The organism is Streptomyces sp. So13.3, assembly GCF_005860785.2.
Taxonomy (GTDB): Bacteria; Actinomycetota; Actinomycetes; order Streptomycetales; family Streptomycetaceae; genus Actinacidiphila; species Actinacidiphila fildesensis.
In genome coordinates, this window is the sequence record NZ_CP048835.1 from 3,534,886 (window position 1) to 3,553,294 (window position 18,409).

Genomic DNA, 18,409 nt, shown 5'->3' on the forward strand with positions numbered 1-18,409 from the left:
CGCGGCGGCATAATCACTGCGTCTTGAGGTATCCGAGGACCGTTTGTGGGAGGGGAGCCCAGTGGCGCCGGAGGGGGAAGAGGGACCGGAGCCGGGTGTGGCCACGGCCGCGGCCCGGTCGGCCGAACGGCAGATCGCGCTCGCGGCGACGGAAGGCTTCCACCCGCTGCGCGTTCGGCCATACGTGGCGGAGCCGGGCACCGGGCCCGCCGAGTCGACGGTCAAGCCGCTGATCGGGACGGCCGCGTACCGCCCGGCCGCCACCGACGTGGGGATGTTCCCGGCCACCTACGACGGCTTCGAATACCCGGCGGACGATGCTCTCGCATACCCGGCCGAGGACGGTCCCGGACATCCGGCAGACCTGTCCGCTGCGGGCCCCCATGAGTCAGGGCTGCTGCTGGACCGCACCGGCCACTCCGACTGGAGCGACGCCGAGGGCCCGGGTCAGCACCGTGGCGGCCGGCGCCGCCGCCCCCGCCGCCGCAGACGGGGCCTGGTCGTCGCGGCTGCCACCGTGGCCGCCACGGCGATGGCCGCCGGCGCGGTCGCCGTCGCCAACCAGCTGCTGAGCACGCCCGACCGGCCGGAGCGGGCCCTGCCCGACAACAGCAGCAGCGTCCCCGACGTCGTCCTGCCCACCAGCGACGCGATGGCCGCCGTGGCACCGACCGCCGCCCATGGGAAGGCGCCCACGGCCTCGCCGACGGCGACCCACCGTGCCCCGTCCACCCCGGTGACGACTCCACCGGCCACCGTCGCCCCGGTGTCGGCGACCCCGTCCGCGCCCCCTTCCCCGGTGGGCGACCCGGTGGTGCCCGGCCCCGACGCGACCCCGAGCAGCACTCCCGCTCCCACGAACCACCCGACGCTCGCGACGCCGGCGCTGCACATGGGTGACACCGGCACCCAGGTCAGGGACCTCCAGCAGCGGCTGCGCCGCGCCTACGTCTACATGGGCAGCGCGGACGGCGTCTTCGACACGGGGGTCAGGGACGCCGTCGCGACGTTCCAGTTCTGGATGGGGATCACCAGCGATCCCGAGGGTGTCTACGGCCCGGCGACCCGGACCGCGCTGGAGGGGCAGACCTCCTGGTAGCCGCGTCTGCGAGGATCGTGGCGTGGCGATGGAGGAATTCGGGCCCGGTCAGTTCCAACTCGTCCTGCTGCGGCGGATGGCGGACCACCGGCCCGAGCTGGTCGAGGAGGCGCTCCGTACGCTCGGCGCGTCCCGCGCGGAGCTGCGGGAGGCGAACCGCCGCTGGCAGGCGCGGCTGCACGGGCGGCACTCCCCGGGCGGTGAACGCCGCTACCGTGCCGTGCTCGGGCCGCCCGAGAGCACGATCGTCCGCCGGATCGGGGATCTGAGCTGCGAGGCCCTGCTGTGGCCCGTACCGCTCTGGCCCGAGCTGCGCTTCGAGGTGCTGTGCGCGCCCGGCGGCGGCGCGGTGTGGAACGAGTGGCTCATCCGCGCCCCGGGCGCCCCGGCCCCGGTCCTGGAGAGTCCCGACGACCTCGTCCCGTGGTCCTGCACCGTCGACGAGGTCGCCCGTGCCTTCCGGCCCGCGACACCCTTGGAAGGCAGCGCCCCCACCCGCTGGCGGCTCGCCTTCGGCGATCCCTCGGCCGGCACCCGCCGCATCGCCCACTTCACCTGGGGCCTGCTCCAGTACGTCGAGGAGGCGTAGGCCATCGTTCCGGGCCTCCAGCGGCAAGGAACGGGGGCCGCTGGCCAACCGGGGCCTTGTTTTGTATCGTAGAGAAACAAAGTGGCTCCGCCCGTTTCCCCTGACCGGCGGGCGGGGCCACTGAGTACTTCTAAGGAGTCCGTATGCCGTCCACGCCGTCCGTCCTGACCGCCCGAGCGCTGCTCCTCGACATGGACGGCACCCTGGTGAACTCCGACGCCGTGGTCGAGCGCTGCTGGCGCCGCTGGGCCGAGGCGCAGGGACTGGACGCGCAGGCGGTGCTGCAGGTCGTGCACGGACGGCAGGGCCACGCCACCATGGCGGTGCTGCTGCCGGACCGCCCGATGGCGGAGAACCTCGCCGACAACCGGCGGATGCTCGCCGAGGAGACCGCCGACCTCGACGGTGTCGTGCCCGTCCCGGGCGCGCCCGCCTTCCTGGCGTCGCTCGCCGGCCGGCCGCACGCCCTGGTGACGTCCGCCGACGAGGCACTGGCCCGCGCGAGGATGGGCGCCGCCGCGCTGCCGATGCCGGAGGTCATGGTGACCGCGGAGCGGGTGAGCGCGAGCAAGCCGGACCCGGAGGGCTTCCTGAAGGGCGCCGCGGAGCTGGGCTTCGCCCCCGAGGACTGCATCGTGTTCGAGGACGCCGAGGTCGGCATCGCCGCGGCGAAGGCCGCCGGGATGCGCGTCATCGGCGTGGGCCCGCGCGCCGCCGTCCACGCGCCCACCGCGCACGTCGACTCGCTGGAGCAGGTGCGGGTGGAGGCCACCGCGGACGGCGGCCTCCTGGTCCACATCGGCTGAGCGCCGCCCACCCGTCCCGCTAGCCCGCGATCGCCTCGTAGAGGCTGAACACGGCGAGCAGCACCATCACGGCGGCGGCGACCTTCGTGATCAGCGCCAGCGGCACCCGCTTCATCAGCAGCCGCCCACCGAAGATCCCCAGCCCGGCGACCGCCCACAGCGCGAGAACGGCGCCGAGGCCGACGGCCACCGGATCGTCGTAGCGGGCGGCGAGGTTGGCGGTCATGATCTGCGTCAGATCGCCGAACTCGGCGACCAGGATGAGCATGAAGCCGGTGCCCGCGACCTTCCAGAAGCTCTGGTCGGCGGGTTCGCGGACGCCCTCCTCGTCATCGTCCTTCTTGAACAGCAGCATGGCCGCGCCCGCAAGGAAGAGCAGGCCGACGACGCCCTGCACCCAGCGGTGCGGGAGCAGGGTCAGTACGCTGCCCGCCGCGATGGCCAGGCCGACATGGACGACGAAGGCGGCGGCGACACCGCAGAAGACGTACGAGGCGCGGTAGCGGGTGCCGAGCATGAGGCCGGCGAGCGCGGTCTTGTCGGGCAGTTCTGCCAGGAAGACGACGCCGAAGACGATGGCGGCGACGGTGAAGCTGAACACGGGGCGGGATCCTCATCGGTCGGGCTGCCGCACCGAGAGCGCCGGGAAAAGGGGTCGCTTCGGCTCGACAGCGTCCATGGAAAACGCTGCGGCCGAAGGTCTCGCTGGCCCGGTGGGAAACCCACCGTGCCTCCGGGCGCCGGCTCAGGATCTGAGCAGTATGTCGACGGTCCGGCGAAGAGCTACTCCCCTTCTGCGCCACCTATTCTACGCGACGGGTCAGCCGGCCCCTGGCCACCAGCTCCAGGACCGACGAGACCGCGACCGCCTGCACCACCAGCAGCGCGACCAGCACGAAGAGCTGAACGGCCCCCGCCATCACGGGTGATGCCCCGCCGAGCAGCATGCCGACGAAGGCCCCCGGCAGCGTGACCAGTCCCACAGTCCGCGTCTGGTCGAGCCCCGGCACCAGCGCGCCGGACGCGGCGGGCCTGGCGATCTCCAGCCGGGCGTCCCGGTCCTCGAAGCCCAGCGCCATGGCGGCCTCGACCTCGCCGTTCCGGCTGTGCAGTTCCTCCAGCGCGCGGCGCCCGCCGAGGACCGTCGCGGTGAGCGCGCCCCCGATGAGAATGCCCGCGACGGGGATCAGCGCGATGCCGTCGAGTGGCACGAGGCCGGTCAGCACCAGGAGCGCGACGACCGGCAGCGCGCTCACCCCGATGGGCACGGCCGCCCACCGCCAGCTGCGGTCGTCGGTGATGCGGCGGCCCGCCGTCCACACCGCGACCGCGTACATGACGCCGACGAAGGCGAGCAGCGCCGGCAGATAGCGGACGACCCAGCCGATGAGCAGCGAGACGACCGCGAGCTGCAGCGCGGCGCGCAGCCCCGCGACGGCGATCCCGCGTGCGTAGTTCTCCCGCTCGTCCGCGAGATGGGCGTACGCGGCGACCCCGGTGGCCACCACGAGCAGGACGGCCAGCACGACGCCGAGGGTGCGGTCGACGGGCAGCAGTGAGGTGGCGGCGGCGGACGTCAGGGCCGGGAGAGTGGCGCCGGCCGCGGTACCGGCGGAGGACGTGGTGGCGGCGGACACGACGGCGAGCACGGGGTCACTGTAGGCGGGTACGACGGGAACCCAACGGAACTGACGGTGCGCCACCCCTCGACATGACGTGCCCATGTCGCCAACCTGTAACCTGCCGCACCTCGGCAGGCAATCCGGACCCGGCACGCTTACCCGGGCCCGTCACCCTGGCCGGGCCGGGGAGTGTCGTCAAAGTTGCGTCGTCCGCCCGCTAGGGCGGGGCCGGCGGGGTCTGGTGCGTGCGATCGCAAGGCGGAGGAGGGAGTCCGTGCGGAGCATCGGCGACCGAGGACAACGCCGCGAGCGTGCGTGCCAGGCCCCGCCGGCCAGACGGGACTGCGACGACACGACCTAGGACACGCCCGCAACCACCCTCACCCCCACAGGGAGTTCGCATGTCCCGGATACGCAATGTCTACGCGCGTCGACGCGTGAGCGTGCTCACCGCGTTCGCCGCCATCGCCGCGGCACTCGGTCTGCTCGTCGCCCCCACCACCGCCCAGGCCGCACCCCCCACGCCGCCGAGCGCCGCGACCGCCCGCACCGAACTGGCCGCACTCACCGTGCAGGCCGAGGGATCGTCCACCGGCTACAGCCGCGACAAGTTCCCGCACTGGATCACCCAGAGCGGCGCCTGCAACACCCGGGAGGTCGTCCTCAAGCGCGACGGGACGGGCGTCGTCCAGGACTCCTCCTGTGCCGCCGTCAGCGGCACCTGGCACTCCCCCTACGACGGCGCCACCTGGACCGCCGCCTCCGACGTCGACATCGACCACATGGTCCCGCTCGCCCAGGCCTGGCGCTCCGGCGCCGCCGGCTGGACCACCGCCCAGCGGCAGGCGTTCGCCAACGACCTGACCCACTCCCAGCTGCTCGCCGTCACCGACAACGTCAACCAGGCCAAGGGCGACAAGGACCCGGCCCAGTGGCTGCCGCCGCTGGCCTCGTACCACTGCACCTACGCCCGTATGTGGGTCTGGGTGAAGTACTCGTACTCCCTGACCGTCGACTCGGCGGAGAAGAGCGCCCTGACCTCCATCCTCAACGGCTGCTGACGGCCTGACGCACAACTCCCGCCTCCCCTCCGTCGTCCGTAGTCTTGGGCGACGGAGGGGAGGCCGGTCACCTTGGCTGAGCTGCGTTTGGGTCCACTGCTGCGGTACGTGGGCGAGGACAGCGCGACCGTCTGGATCGAGGCGGACCGCCCGTGCGAGGCGGTCGTCGCCTGCGAAGGGGACGGCGGCGGGACCGCCAGGACCTGGCAGGTCGCCGGGCACCACTACGCGCTGGTGACCGTCACCGGGCTGCGTCCCGGCGCCGGGACGCCGTACGCCGTGCACCTCGACGGCCGACAGGTGTGGCCGCTGCCCGGCTCCCCGTTCCCGCCCAGCACCATCCATACCGCCGCGGGCGGCAGCGCCCCGCTGCGGGTGGCCTTCGGCTCCTGCCGCTGGGCGGCGCCCGCGCACCACACCCGCGACCCGGTCGGCCCCGACGCCCTCGACTCCCTCGCCCAGGAGATCGTGCGGGACGGCGCCGCCCGCCCGGACGTGCTGCTCCTGCTGGGTGACCAGGTCTACGCGGACGAGACCTCGGCGGCCACCCGCCGCTGGCTCGCCCGCCGCCGCGACCTCTCCGATCCGCCCTGGGACCAGGTCGCGGACTACGAGGAGTACACCCACCTCTACTACGAATCCTGGCTCGACCCCGAGGTGCGCTGGCTGCTGTCCACCGTCCCCAGCTGCATGATCTTCGACGACCACGATGTGATCGACGACTGGAACACCTCGGAGGCGTGGCTCGGACAGATCCGCGGCACACCCTGGTGGCAGGAGCGCATCCTCGGCGGCCTGATGTCGTACTGGGTCCATCAGCACCTGGGCAACCTCTCCCCCGCCGAGCTGGCCGCCGACGAGCTGTTCGCCACGGTGCGCGCCGCCGCCGACGGCACCGAGGCCGTCCGGGCCTTCGCCGCCCGCGCCGACGCCGACGCCGCTTCGGTGCGCTGGAGTTACCGGCGCGACTTCGGACGCGTCCGGCTGCTGATGGTGGACTCCCGGGCCGCCCGCGTCCTGGAGGAGGACCGGCGCTCGATGCTCGACGACGGCGAGTGGCGGTGGGTGCGCGAACAGGCGCTGTCCGACGGCTCGTTCGACCATCTCCTGGTCGGCAGCTCGCTGCCCTGGCTGCTGCCGCACGCCGTGCACGCCGCCGAGGAGTGGGACGCGGCGCTCTGCCGGGGGGTGCGCGGCCCGCGGTGGGCGGAGCGCGGCGAGAAGCTGCGGCAGGCGGCCGACCTGGAGCACTGGGCGGCGTTCCGCACCTCCTTCGACGCGCTCGCCGGCCTCTTCGCCGAGGTGGGCAGCGGGCCGCGGGCGCCCGCGACCATCTGCGTCCTGTCCGGCGATGTGCACCACGCGTACATCGCCGAGGCGCACTGGCCGCGCCCGGTGGGCAGCCGCGTCCTCCAGCTCACCTGCTCGCCGATCCACAACAGCGTCCCCGCGGCGATACGGCTGGGCTTCCGCGTCGGCTGGAGCCGGCCGGGCCGCTGGATCGGCCGCGCCCTCGCCCGGCACGGCCGGCTCCCCGCGTCCGTCATCCGCTGGACGCGCCTGGGCGGCCCCTGGTTCGGCAACCAGCTGATGACCCTGACCCTGCGCGGCCGCCTGCTCGACCTCCGGGTGGCCGGTCCGAAGGGCTCGTTCGAGCCGTCGACACACCGGCGGACATGAGCGGTGCGATCCGTCGTCCGCCGGCGCGCGGCCGGGCGGCGGCGCACACCGCCATCAGCTGGTTCTCCGCCCGCCCCGCAAGCGGTGTCCGGGATATTCCCCACACCGTGTCTACAACATCACGTACCCCTCGCCGGTGCCGGCCACCCCCTCTGGCGTACGCTGTACGGCTGGGAGCGGATGTAGATCCGCCCATACGCCAACAGGCAATATGTCGGACGGGGAGGCACGGTGCTCGAGGGTCTGGGCTCCTTGTTCGACTGGCCATGGATCTACGTACTCGTCGCGCTGTCCGTGCTGCTCGATGTGTTCGTGCCGATCCTGCCCAGCGGGGTGCTGGTGATAAGCGCGGCGACCGCGGGCACCACCGGTGCGGGCGGCGACATGCTCGACGTGGTCGCGCTCCTGGTGTGCGCCGCGATCGCCTCCTGCCTCGGCGACATCGCCGCCTACCGGCTGGCCTGGCGCGGCGGTGACTGGTTCGACCGCCGCATGGCACAGTCCCGCAGGCTCTCCACCGCCCAGGAACGACTGGGAGAGGTGCTGACCAGGGGCGGTGGCTCGCTCGTCGTGCTCGCCCGCTTCGCACCGGCCGGCCGCTCCGTGGTCAGCCTCGGCGCGGGCGTGGCGCACCGCCGGCCCAAGGAGTTCCTGCCCTGGTCGGCCGTGGCCGGTGTGGCCTGGGCGACGTACAGCGTGGGTCTGGGCTACCTCGGCGGTGAGTGGCTGGGCGCGAGCTGGCTCGGCACCTTCATGTCGCTGGTCGCCCTGGTGGGCACCGGCGCGCTGGCCGCGTATGTCTTCCGCCGCGGACGCCGGACCGCGATGGCCGCGGCCTGACCACCGTGCCGCTGGCGATCCCCCCGCAGCCCGCTGCCGCCACCGACCGCGGCGCGGTCGTCGAACGCTGTAGGGCCTACCCCCGCCCCCGCACCACCCCCTGCCCGGCACATCGCGCAGCCCCTGACTTCCGGGGCCCGCCCTGCGCGAGCGCGCGCCGCCCCCCCATAAGCCGCCTGGTGATGCTCGACCACCCCGCGGCCGTCGCCGAGGCGATCACGTCCGCGGACACGTACGCGAACAAGTAAGGGAACGGAAAAATATCCGAGGTGCGGGGCCGGCCGGGGTCGGTCCGGCAGCACGGACGCCAGGCATCAGTTCGATGCTCGGCGGGAAATTACGCGGCGGACCTGCTAGGCCGCCGAATCCGTCAAAGAAGTGCGGAAATGACGCCCTTCCGGACCCATTCCGATCATCTCCGTGCTCACCCAGACAGAATCGGAACACCGCCCCGGCAAGGGCCAGTTGGCCGCCGCAAAGGCCGCCCGCACCATAACTTGTCATATGCGGACACTGTCCCCATCGGTCATATGTTCCCATTCCCCGACTCTGGCGTTTTTACGATTCATTCTCACTCGATTCAGCGATACCCAGCGCGAAGGGTGACGAAAAAGAATGAGGCCGCATACCCCACCCCCTAATGCGAAGGACATACGCATGTCGGTTGATGCGGGCCAGGCCGCCGCTCTCAGCACCCCGGGCGCCCCGGACAACAACTCGGCGCACACCAGCCTTGATACGGCTGCTGCCCGGAATCTGGCGACCACCACCAAGTCCGCACCTCAGATGGCGGGAATCTCCTCCCGCTGGCTGCTGCGCATGCTGCCCTGGGTAGAAGTCACGGCCGGCACCTACCGGGTCAACCGCCGGCTGACCTACTCCGTCGGCGACGGCAAGGTGACCTTCGTCAAGACCGGATCCCAGGTACGGGTCGTCCCCGCCGAACTCGGCGAACTCGCCCTGCTGCGCTCCTTCGAGGACACCGCGGTCCTCACCGCGCTCGCCGACCGCTTCACCCAGCGCGAGTTCGCCCCCGGCGAGCTCCTGGCCGAAGCCGGCCAGCCCGTCGACACCCTGTTCCTCCTCGCCCACGGCAAGGTCGAAAAGCTCAGCGAGGGCGAATTCGGCGAGCAGAATCGTCTCGGCGTCCTCGCCGACGGCGCCCACTTCGGCGAACAGGGCCTGCTCGACCCGGAAACACCCTGGGACTTCACCGCCCGCGCCGCGACCACCACCACCGTGCTGGCACTGTCCCGACAGGACTTCCAGACCCTCGCCGACCAGTCCCCCGCCCTGCGCGCCCACCTCGAGGCCTACCGCGCCATCCCCCGCCAACGCGTCAACAAGCGCGGCGAGGCCGCCATCGAACTGGCCTCCGGCCACAAGGGCGAAGCGGACCTGCCGAGCACGTTCGTCGACTACGAAGTCGCACCCCGCGAGTATGAGCTGAGCGTCGCCCAGACCGTACTGCGCGTCCACAGCCGCGTCGCAGACCTCTACAACGAACCGATGAACCAGATCGAGCAGCAGCTCAAACTCACCATCGAAGCCCTGCGCGAACGCCAGGAACACGAACTCATCAACAACCGCGAGTTCGGACTGCTGCACGCGGCCGACTACGACCAGCGGATCCAGCCGCACGCCGGCCCCCCGCTCCCCGACGACCTCGACGAACTCATCAGCCGCCGCCGCGGCACCCGCTTCCTGCTCGCCCACCCCCGCACCATCGCCGCCATCGGCCGCGAATGGACCCGCAAGGGGCTGTACCCGAGCTCGGTCGAGGTCAGCGGCAGCACCGTCCCCGCCTGGCGCGGTGTGCCGATTCTGAGCTGCAACAAGATCCCGATCAGTGAGGCCCGCACCAGCTCGATCATCGCGGTGCGTACCGGGGAGGACAACCAGGGCGTCATCGGCCTGCGCCAGACCGGCATCCCGGACGAGTACGAGCCCGGGCTGAACGTGCGGTTCATGGGGCTGAGCGAGAAGGCCATCATCAGCTACCTCGTCAGCGCCTACTACTCCGCCGCGGTGCTCGTCCCGGACGCCCTCGGCGTCCTGGAGAACGTCAACATCGCCAACTGGCGCGACTAGAACGGCGAGCGGAAGGGCGGTGGCCCGGGGATCCCTCCCCGGGCCACCGCCCTTCCGTCGTGCGCCCCGCTCCGGCTCCGCTACTTCAGTGCCGGGAACAGGTCCAGGAACACATCGGGGGCGACCGCGATGCCCCGGCCGAAGGGCGCGTCGAGGTCCCAGATCAGGAACAGCAGGAACGCGATGAGCGCGCTGAACAGGCCCGCCAGCAGCAGCTCCCGGCCCGAGCGGCGGATCTGCAGCGTGAAGATCAGCCCCACCGTCACCAGGGCGCCCGCGATGAGGCCGAACCACACCATCCCGGGCATCGTCGCGCCCGCGTTCTGGCCCCGCGCGGTACGCGCCTCGTCGGCCACCGCGACCTGGTCCACCACCGGCTGGTAGGCCTGGGCGTCCAGGTCCCCCTTGGGCGCGTAGTCCGTCACGTCGCGGCGCACCGCCGACAGCAGTTCCGTCCCCTTCGGGGAGAGGGTGCCGTGGTCGGCCATGTACGGCCACTCCTTGTGGACCACGTACGAGACGTACGCGTCGACGTCCGCCCGGATCCGGTCCCGCACCTCGGGCGGATACACCTGCACGCGCGTGCTGATCTCGTGCAGGGCCTGCGCCTCACGCATCACGTCGTCCTGCGCCGCACCCTGGCCCTCCCACACTCCGGCGATCGCCAGGCCCAGGACGATCGCGTAGATCACCCCGATCATCATCGTCATGTACTCGATGACGTCGGGCGTCTCGGTGGGGTCGTCGTCCACCGGGACGCGCCGCTGTCTGAGCACCACGACGGTGATGACGACCACGCAGGCCGCGGCCATCGCGATCACCAGAGCAATCCACTGCGACATGACGAACTCCTAGCTGACGTAACTGACAGCGGGTCTACGGGTCACCGGTCGTCGGAACGACGTCAACGGGCCCTGCGGTACACGTGCGAGCCCGGCCGGAGCACGGCCGCCGCGAGCAGTCCCGGCACCGTCGTGAGCAGCATCGTCATCATCAGCGGCCGCCGTTGGTGCTTGGGGGGCGCCGGGGCCGCGGCAGGGGCTTTACCAGTGGACGGCCGGGCGCGGAGGCGGGGCGTGCCGCGGCGACGGGGTCGGCGCGGGGGGTGACGACGGGCTCCGGACTGCTGCTCGGCTCCGGGGGGTAGGCGAGGGCTCGACGCGCGGCGGCGGGGTAACCCGCGGGGGCGGGACGACCACGCGGTGCGTCGGCCTGGGCGCCGGGGTCGGCCTGGGCACGGGCGTCGGAACGGGCGTGGGGGTGGGACTGGGGGTCGGTGTGGGGGTGGGAGTCGGCGTCGGAGTCGGAGTCGGTTCAGGACACGACGGATGGCCCCCGTGCCAGTGCCAGTAGCAGTGGCAGTGGTGCCAACCCCAGTGCCAGTATCCGTGGCCGTGGCCGTGGCCGTGGCCGTGGCCGTGGCCGTGGCCGTGCCCGTCCTCGACGCCGTCCTCGACGCCGGGCCCGTGTCCATGGCTGTCGGGAGCCTGGACGCAGACGTGCACCGAGCCGTGCTCCACCTGGACCGTGACCGGCCCCGGACAGTCCTCGCCGGCGACCGCGACCGGTACCAGCAACCCCGAACCGCACAGGGTGGTCCCCGCCGCCACCACTGCTCCTCGCAGGGCGGCCCTTCCCCACCGATTACTCACAGGACAGATCTTGAGGCCGCGCGAACCGCGACCAGGCCCCAGTTCGAACCTGTACCCCCGAACGAATCAACGCAAGGTCGTTAAACCTCGCACCAGTTCGAATATCAGCCGACAAGGCGCATCTCGTGGGGGGTGCCGTTGAGCCGCCGACCGCCCTCCTCGGTGCATGTCACGATGTCCTCGATCCGGACCCCGAAGCGCCCCGGCAGATAGATGCCGGGCTCGATCGAGAAGCACATTCCCGGCACGATCGGCCGCTCCTCGCCCTCCACCATGTAGGGCGGCTCGTGCGTCGTCACACCGATGCCGTGGCCGACCCGGTGGATGAAGTATTCGCCGTACCCCGCGTCCGTGATGACCTTGCGGGCCACCCGGTCGATCTCCTGGCAGGCGATACCGGGCCGGACCGCCTCGAAGGCCGTCTGCTGGGCCTCGCGCACGATGTCGTGCACCTTCCGCTCCTCGTCCGAGGGCTCGCCGACGTGCACCGTGCGCGTGGTGTCGGAGCCGTAGCCGTCCTTCAGGCCGCCGAAGTCCAGCACCACCATGTCGCCCTCGGCGATGGTCCGCTCCCCCGCCTCGTGATGCGGGTTGGCGCCGTTCGGCCCGGAGCCCACGACGGTGAAGTCGACCTGGCTGTGCCCGTACGAGATCAGCAGATCCGCGAGGTCGCCCGCCACCTCGGTCTCCCGGCGGCCCGCGAACCGCACCTTCAGGATGTCCCCGTACGCGGCGTCCGCCGCCGCTCCGGCCGCCGCCAGCCGCGCCAGCTCGTGCTCGTCCTTGACCGCCCGCAGCATCGGCAGCACATCGGTCAGCGACGCGTACGCCGTACCGGGCAGCGTCCGCTGGAAGCCCAGCAGGTGCATCGCCCACGCCGAATCGGAGATCCCGTAACGCCCCTCGGGCCGCAGCAGACTGATCGCCGCGTTGTAGGGGTCCTGCCCGTCGATCCAGTCCGTCAGCAGGACCGCCCCCGCGCCCTCCGCCGTCTCGGCGTCCGGCCGCTCCAGGACCGGCACCAGCATCTGCGGCTCCTCGCCGGCGGACAGCACGAGCATCGTCAGCCGCTCGGTGATCGCCGTCGGCTGGTACCCGCACAGATAGACCAGGTCCGGGCCGGGGGTCACGACCACACCGGCCAGCCCCGCCGCGGCCGCCGCCTCCGCGGCCCGTGCCATCCGGGCCGCGTAGTCCTCCCGCGTGAACGGCTGGATACCCGCCATGACTCCTCCTGAAGCCGCCGGCCACCGGCGGACGCCGGACCGTACGGCTTCCAGCCTCAGGGCTCCCGACCTGGTGCGCGACCGGGGGCGGGCCCGCGGCACCGGCCCCGGGAACGCCGGGAGCCCCCGGCCATGGCTGGCCGGGGGCTCCCGGATGGATCGAGCGGTGGGCGTGGACGGGTTCGAACCGCCGACCAGCGCCGTGTAAAGGCGCTGCTCTACCACTGAGCTACACGCCCTCGGAACGTGAAGTGACAGATTACATCGCCGAACCCCGTGCTCCCCAACCGGATACCAAGGGCGGGTAAAGCATGGCCCGGCGTTCGGTCACGTGTCCGTGCAACCGCCCCGGGCCGTGTATTCGTCTTGGTCAGGTGGGAGACTGGAGCCGACAGACACCAGCGGCGGACCTGCGGGAGAGAGTCACTGTGACGACGGCACGCTCGTGGTGGCGGCGCGGCGACAATCTGCGCGCTGATGCCCAGGCCGCGAAGGACGCCGCCTCCCAGGCCTTCTACGAGCTGGACACCGCCCAACGGGACCTGGACCTGTCGATAGAGACCATCAGCGCCGTCGACAACTCGCCGGCCGCGCAGCGCGCGCTGGCCGGGTTCCGGGCGCTCGGCGAGCAGATCGACCAGGTCAGCGGGGCATACATCGCCACCGTCGACGCCCATGACCTGGACCGTGACGAGCTGGACACGGCGACCGCCACCCGGGCCCGCAACGAGCTGACGAAGGCGAAGGACGACCTCGACCGGGCCAAGGCGGACCTGGAGCGGTTCGCCGCGAGCCTCGCGCCGCTGCTGGGGAAGGCCGAGACGCAGCTGGCCCGGCTGGCGCCGGCGGTGGAGCGGGCGCGGCAGGGGTTGTTGGCGGCGAGCAACGCGCTGGACGCGGTGCGGGCCGCCGGGCTGAAGGGCGACGAGCTGGCCTCGCGGCTGGCGGCGCTCTCGCCGGAGCTCACGAAGCTGAACCAGGGGGCCGGGACGCACGGCGTGCCGGAGACGCTGGCGCGCGCGGAGGACGTGCAGCGCCGTGCGGAGGCGATCCGGGCGGAGGCGTCGCGGCTTCCTGAGCAGGCGAAGGAGATCGACAAGCGGCTGGTCAGCCTGCGCACCCGCGTCGAGGCGCTGGCCACCCGGGCCGGCGGCGTCGAGCCGGTCCTCAGTGAGCTGCGGCGGCGTTTCTCGCTGGCGTGCTGGCAGGACCTGCAGCAGGTGCCGGCGCAGGCGGAGACCGCCGTGGCGCAGGCGAGCGCCAAGCTCGCGGAGGCCGCCAAGGCGCGCGACGAGCAGCGCTGGGCCGACGCGACGTCCCGGCTGAGCACGGTCCGGGCGCTGCTGGACGACGTGGACGGGTCGGTGTCCGCGGCCGGTGACCGGCTGCGCCGGCTGAACGAGGTCAGCAAGGATCCGAAGGCCGAGGTCGAGAGGACCCGGTTCGCCATCCGGGACGCGCAGCGGCTGGCGATGCAGGGCCGGACGACGCCCGAGCCCCGGCATGCCCGGCCGCTGGACGACGCGGTGGCGCGGCTGGACCGGGCGCTCGCCGCGCTGGAAGGGCGGCATCCGGACTACTGGGCCTTCCTGACGGAGACGGCGGCGGTGCGGGAGACCGTGAACCGGGTCGTCGCGAACATCCGTGAGGACCGGGCGCAGGGGCGCTGACGCTCCGCGGGGCGGTCGGCCGGCGGGGCTATTCTTCGTCGCATGCCCCGATACGAGTTTCGCTGCCGGTCCTGCGGTACCACTTTCGAGCTGAACCGGCCGATGGCCGAGTCCTCCGACCCCGCGAGCTGCCCCGAGGGGCATGACGACACGGTGAAGTTGCTGTCGGCCGTCGCCGTGGGCGGCAGCGCCACCGCTCCCGCGTCGGGTGGCGGTGGTGGCGGTGGCGGTGGGTGCTGCGGAGGCGGCTGCTGCAGCTGACGCTCCGCGCCGTCCCGCGTCGGGACCCGGTGTTCATCCTCGCGACATGTGGCCGTCCGTCGGTCCTCATGACCGCGTGCGAGGTTCCCTTCTAAAGTTGGCTAGACAACTTATGGAGGACCGTATGGACCTGACCCGTCTCCCGGCGGCCTGGCTGCGGGACAACTGCCGCTGCGCCCAGTGCCGCGATCCGCGCAACGGCCAGAAGCTCTTCCAGATCACCGATCTGCCAACGGACTTGGCGGTCGGCGAGGTGCGGGCCGGTGAGCTCGCGTTCGAGGTGGAGTGGCTCCCCGACGGCCACCGGTCCGTCTACGGGACGGAGTGGCTCGCCTCGGCCGACCCCGACCCCGGCGACGGCAGCGGGGACAGCGGCGACGGCCGTACCGAGGCCGGCAAGCAGCTGTGGTGCGCCGCCGATCTGGACGGGCGGCTGCCCGAGGCCGGCTGGGAGGCGTATCTCGCCGACCCGGCCGAGCGGATACGGGTGCTGGAGTCCGTCCAGCGGCTCGGCTTCGCCCTGCTGCGGGACGTGCCCCGCACCGAGCGGCAGGTGCTGGCCGTCGCCGGGACGTTCGGCCATGTCCGCGAGACGAACTACGGCACGCTGTTCGACGTGCGCGTCGAGGCGGACCCGAACAACCTCGCCTTCACCGGCGCGGCGATCACCCCGCACACCGACAACCCGTACCGCGACCCCGTACCGACCCTGCAGCTGCTGCACTGTCTGACGAACGCCGCCGTCGGCGGCGACTCGGGGCTGGTCGACGGCTTCGCCGCCGCCGCGCTGCTGCGCACCGAGGACCCGGCCGCGTTCGAGGTGCTGACCCGCACCCTGGTGCCCTTCCGCTTCGACGACGCCCGCACCGCGCTGCGCGCCGACCGGCCGCTGATCGACGTGGACCCGCTCGGGCGGATCCGTGAGGTCCGCTTCAACAACCGCTCCATCGGGACGCTGCGGCTGTCGCGGGAGGCGCTGGACTCCTTCTACCGCGCCTACCGGGCCTTCGGCGAGCTGCTGGTGCGCGCGGAGCTGCGGCTGGACTTCCGGCTGGCTCCCGGCGACTGTCTCGTCTTCGACAACACCCGTCTGCTGCACGCCCGTACCGCGTTCGCCGAGAGCGGTGAGCGTCATCTGCAGGGCTGCTACGCCGACCTCGACGGGCTCGCGAGCACGCTCGCCGTGCTGCGCCGGGAGCGGCCGCTCGACGAGCTGGCCGCCCTCTTCGACGGCGCGGGCGCCGAGCAGTACCTGGGCGAGGACGTCACCCAGGCCCAGCACATGCTGCAGGCCGCTTCCCTCGCGGAGGCCGCGGGCGCCGCGCCCGCTCTCGTCGCCGCGGCGCTGCTGCACGACGTGGGTCACTTCCACGGGGCGGTGACCGGCGCGGACCTGATGGCCGGGACCGACAACCGTCACAGCCACACGGGCGCGGAGTGGCTGGCGCGGTGGTTCGGACCTGAGGTGACGGAGCCGGTGCGGCTGCACGTCGCCGCCAAGCGGTATCTGTGCGCGGTGGAGCCGGAGTACTTCGGGCGGCTGTCCGAGGCCTCGGTCCACACGCTGCGGGTCCAGGGCGGGCCGATGTCGCAGAGCGAGGTACGTGACTTCGAGGCGGAGGCCTTCGGCGCCGAGGCGGTGCGGCTGCGCCGGTGGGACGAGGGCGCCAAGGACGTACGGGTGGCGGCGGCCGCGGACTTCGCCCACTACCGGCCGCTGCTGGCAAGCCTGTTGCGGTAGGACCGCACGACCGGAGGGGGTCCGCCGAAGACTCGGGCGGACCCCCTCGGCATCAGCCGTGACCTACGGCTGCAGCCGTCCCGCGAAGCGGCGCTCGAAGCCGTCGCCGGTGTCCGCCGTCACCGTGAAGTCGTAGCGGCGTGCGGTGGCGGACGGGACGACCGCGGTCGCCGAGGCACCGGGCGCGACCGTCACCTGGTGGCCCGGGAAGGTGAACACCGCGGGCTTTCCACCCGCGTTGGTGAGCTTGAGGTGGACGCCGTCCGGCGCCTCGACCGCCGAGACCTCCGGGTGCGCCTTCGCCGGGTTGGTCCAGGTGCGGGCGTCGCCCTTGTAGCCGCGCAGGAATCCGTCCGGGCCATGGGTGTCGATGTCGTACGGGCCGCCGCTGACGGCCTGGGCGCTGAAGTAGTCCGTGATGCTGCCGCCCACGGGCAGCGTGTAGCGCCAGGCGCCGAACTTGCGGTGGTTGACGGTGTACATCGACAGGCCGGCGCCGAGGGAGCCGAGGTTGTCCACGGTGATCCAGATCAGGCCCTTGGCGGTGTCGGTCCGCGAGGACGAGCCGAAGCGGTAGCCGGTGGGCAGCGCCGGGCGGTCGCCCGGCTCCACCTCGGGGAAGTGCTGGACCACCGGCGGGAAGAGCGGCGGGAGCACCTTCTTGTGCTGCTCGGCCAGGTCCGCCAGGAGCTTCTTGGTGTCGGGCAGGGCGGGGAACGTCGTGGTGGACGTCCGGAAGTCGAACGCCGACATCAGGTCGCCGCAGACGGTGCGGCGCCAGGCGGAGATGTTGGGCTCGCGCACCCCCGTCCAGTTCTCCAGGAACCGCAGGACCGACGTGTGGTCGAAGACCTCGGAGTTGATGCGGCCGCCGCGGCTCCAGGGCGATATGACGATCATCGGGACGCGCGGGCCGAGCCCGATGGGCGCGCCGTTGATGAACTCGTCCGGGGTGCCGGCGGGGGCGGCCGGCGGGATGACGTGGTCGAAGAAGCCGTCGTTCTCGTCGTAGTTGAGCAGGACGACGGTCTTGGCCCAGACCTCGGGGTGGGCGGCGAGCGCCTCCAGCACGTAGGAGGAGGTGAAGTCGGCGCCCTGGGCCGGCGGGTGGTTGGGGTGCTCCGACTGGTCGGTGGGGGCCACCACCCAGCTGACGGCGGGCAGTTTTCCGTTGGCCACGTCCTGGGCGAAGTCGTCCGCACCGCGCTTGACCATGCCGTTCACGTAGAGCGGGGAGTCCTTGGAGGCGTTCTGGTACTGCCTGAACCAGGCCAGGGCGTTGTCGTCGTAGTTGTCCTCCTGCTGGTAGACCTTCCAGGAGATGCCCGCTGCCTGCAGCCGCTCCGGATAGGTCGTCCAGGTGTAGCCCTTCTCGCTGTTGTCGACGACCGGGCCGCCGGCGGTGCCGCGCGGGTCGACCGTCCCGGACCACAGGTAGAGGCGGTTGGGGTTGGTGGACGCCATGGTGGAACAGAAGTACTGGTCACAGAGGGTGAAGGCATCGGCGAGCGCGTACTGGAAGGGGATGTCCTGGCGCCGGTAGTAGCCCATCGTGTACCAGGACTTGGCGGGGATCCAGTTGTTGTACTGGCCGTTGGCCCAGGCGCTGTGGGTGCCGTCCCAGGAGTGGTCCAGGTCGAAGATCCGCTGGGCGTCGGAGGTGGTGGTGTCCAGGTGCCAGGGCAGCAGGCTGGTGCCGCCGACGGAGCCGAGCAGCCGCTGGTGCAGCACGTCGGAGCCGTTCGGGAAGCGGAGCAGCGAGCTGTCGCCGTAGCCGCGGGCGCCGCTCAGGGTGCCGAAGTAGTGGTCGAAGGAGCGGTTCTCCTGCATCAGGACCACGACGTGTTCGACATCGTCCAGCGTGCCCTGTCGTGCGGGCTCGGCCAGCGCCTGCTGCAGGCCGGCGGGCAGGACGCCGGTGCCGATGGCCGCGCCGGTGGCGACGGCCGAACCGAGCAGCGTGCGGCGGGACATGCCGGTTCCGGGCAGGCGGGAGAGGGCGGACACGGTGCCTCCTGGTCAGAGAGGTGCGGGGGTTACTCGCGGTTACTGGCGAGTAGGATGATGACAG

15 protein-coding genes and 1 tRNA gene are annotated in these 18,409 nt (G+C 72.1%); 10 read left to right on the plus strand and 6 right to left on the minus strand.

Annotated features, from left to right (window positions below; genetic code table 11):
• Positions 1–97: 97 nt before the first annotated feature.
• The 3 genes from C8250_RS15995 (at position 98) to C8250_RS16005 (ending at position 2,494) form a co-directional block, all read left to right on the plus strand.
• On the plus strand, positions 98–1,099 hold the full coding sequence (locus C8250_RS15995) for a peptidoglycan-binding domain-containing protein (RefSeq protein WP_138357699.1): 1,002 nt from the start codon (positions 98–100) through the stop codon (positions 1,097–1,099).
• 28 nt (positions 1,100–1,127) lie between these two features.
• Positions 1,128–1,688: a hypothetical protein gene (locus C8250_RS16000; RefSeq protein WP_138357707.1), complete on the plus strand. Its 561-nt coding sequence runs from the start codon at positions 1,128–1,130 to the stop codon at positions 1,686–1,688.
• 143 nt (positions 1,689–1,831) lie between these two features.
• Entirely contained in the window at positions 1,832–2,494 is a 663-nt protein-coding gene (locus C8250_RS16005) for an HAD-IA family hydrolase (RefSeq protein WP_138357700.1), read from the plus strand.
• Positions 2,495–2,513: 19 nt separating this feature from the next.
• Here the strand turns inward: C8250_RS16005 and C8250_RS16010 are convergent, their stop codons facing one another.
• Together C8250_RS16010 and C8250_RS16015 are read right to left on the minus strand one after the other, a co-directional pair.
• Positions 2,514–3,095 (minus strand): TMEM165/GDT1 family protein, encoded by a 582-nt coding sequence (locus tag C8250_RS16010; protein ID WP_138357701.1) that lies wholly within the window; start codon positions 3,093–3,095, stop codon positions 2,514–2,516.
• A gap of 202 nt (positions 3,096–3,297) precedes the next feature.
• A complete protein-coding gene (locus C8250_RS16015) occupies positions 3,298–4,050 on the minus strand; it encodes an ABC transporter permease (protein ID WP_232485469.1) in 753 nt (250 codons plus the stop codon).
• Between the two features lie 476 nt (positions 4,051–4,526).
• On the opposite strand from C8250_RS16015, the gene C8250_RS16020 reads away from it, so the two are divergent.
• The 4 genes from C8250_RS16020 (at position 4,527) to C8250_RS16035 (ending at position 9,788) form a co-directional block, all read left to right on the plus strand.
• Entirely contained in the window at positions 4,527–5,177 is a 651-nt protein-coding gene (locus C8250_RS16020; protein WP_138357708.1) for an HNH endonuclease family protein, read from the plus strand.
• Positions 5,178–5,249: 72 nt separating this feature from the next.
• On the plus strand, positions 5,250–6,857 hold the full coding sequence (locus tag C8250_RS16025) for an alkaline phosphatase D family protein (protein ID WP_138357703.1): 1,608 nt from the start codon (positions 5,250–5,252) through the stop codon (positions 6,855–6,857).
• A gap of 231 nt (positions 6,858–7,088) precedes the next feature.
• Positions 7,089–7,697 (plus strand): VTT domain-containing protein, encoded by a 609-nt coding sequence (locus C8250_RS16030; protein ID WP_187144862.1) that lies wholly within the window; start codon positions 7,089–7,091, stop codon positions 7,695–7,697.
• A gap of 657 nt (positions 7,698–8,354) precedes the next feature.
• The gene (locus tag C8250_RS16035; RefSeq protein ID WP_187144863.1) at positions 8,355–9,788 is read left to right on the plus strand and encodes a family 2B encapsulin nanocompartment shell protein; all 1,434 of its coding nucleotides are present in this window, start codon (positions 8,355–8,357) and stop codon (positions 9,786–9,788) included.
• An 80-nt stretch (positions 9,789–9,868) separates the two neighbouring features.
• Here C8250_RS16035 and C8250_RS16040 read toward each other — a convergent pair whose 3' ends face one another.
• The 3 genes from C8250_RS16040 to C8250_RS16050 form a co-directional block, all read right to left on the minus strand.
• Complete coding sequence (locus C8250_RS16040) at positions 9,869–10,630, minus strand: DUF4239 domain-containing protein (protein ID WP_138359651.1); 762 nt, start codon at positions 10,628–10,630, stop codon at positions 9,869–9,871.
• Between the two features lie 914 nt (positions 10,631–11,544).
• Positions 11,545–12,666 carry an aminopeptidase P family protein gene (locus C8250_RS16045; protein ID WP_138356792.1) on the minus strand — a complete coding sequence of 374 codons (1,122 nt, stop codon included), beginning with the start codon at positions 12,664–12,666 and terminating at the stop codon, positions 11,545–11,547.
• A 167-nt stretch (positions 12,667–12,833) separates the two neighbouring features.
• Positions 12,834–12,905 (minus strand) — tRNA-Val (locus C8250_RS16050).
• Between the two features lie 189 nt (positions 12,906–13,094).
• Here C8250_RS16050 and C8250_RS16055 point away from each other — a divergent pair.
• The 3 genes from C8250_RS16055 (at position 13,095) to C8250_RS16065 (ending at position 16,338) form a co-directional block, all read left to right on the plus strand.
• Positions 13,095–14,336, plus strand: coding sequence for a hypothetical protein (locus C8250_RS16055; RefSeq protein WP_138356791.1), 1,242 nt, complete (start codon positions 13,095–13,097; stop codon positions 14,334–14,336).
• Positions 14,337–14,378: 42 nt separating this feature from the next.
• Complete coding sequence (locus C8250_RS16060) at positions 14,379–14,597, plus strand: zinc ribbon domain-containing protein (RefSeq protein ID WP_138356790.1); 219 nt, start codon at positions 14,379–14,381, stop codon at positions 14,595–14,597.
• 124 nt (positions 14,598–14,721) lie between these two features.
• Positions 14,722–16,338, plus strand: a complete 1,617-nt coding sequence (locus C8250_RS16065; protein ID WP_244809161.1) for a TauD/TfdA family dioxygenase — start codon at positions 14,722–14,724, stop codon at positions 16,336–16,338.
• A gap of 63 nt (positions 16,339–16,401) precedes the next feature.
• Here C8250_RS16065 and C8250_RS16070 read toward each other — a convergent pair whose 3' ends face one another.
• The gene (locus C8250_RS16070; protein ID WP_244809163.1) at positions 16,402–18,345 is read right to left on the minus strand and encodes a phospholipase C, phosphocholine-specific; all 1,944 of its coding nucleotides are present in this window, start codon (positions 18,343–18,345) and stop codon (positions 16,402–16,404) included.
• Between the last annotated feature and the right edge of the window lie 64 nt (positions 18,346–18,409).

Coding starts and splice junctions, on each gene's coding strand:
- C8250_RS16045 (WP_138356792.1), bottom strand. CDS start 12,666: ATGGCGGGTATCCAGCCGTTCACGCGGGAGGACTACGCGGCCCGGATG.
- C8250_RS16040 (WP_138359651.1), bottom strand. CDS start 10,630: ATGTCGCAGTGGATTGCTCTGGTGATCGCGATGGCCGCGGCCTGCGTG.
- C8250_RS16005 (WP_138357700.1), top strand. CDS start 1,832: ATGCCGTCCACGCCGTCCGTCCTGACCGCCCGAGCGCTGCTCCTCGAC.
- C8250_RS16000 (WP_138357707.1), top strand. CDS start 1,128: ATGGAGGAATTCGGGCCCGGTCAGTTCCAACTCGTCCTGCTGCGGCGG.
- C8250_RS16065 (WP_244809161.1), top strand. CDS start 14,722: ATGGACCTGACCCGTCTCCCGGCGGCCTGGCTGCGGGACAACTGCCGC.
- C8250_RS16060 (WP_138356790.1), top strand. CDS start 14,379: ATGCCCCGATACGAGTTTCGCTGCCGGTCCTGCGGTACCACTTTCGAG.
- C8250_RS16035 (WP_187144863.1), top strand. CDS start 8,355: ATGTCGGTTGATGCGGGCCAGGCCGCCGCTCTCAGCACCCCGGGCGCC.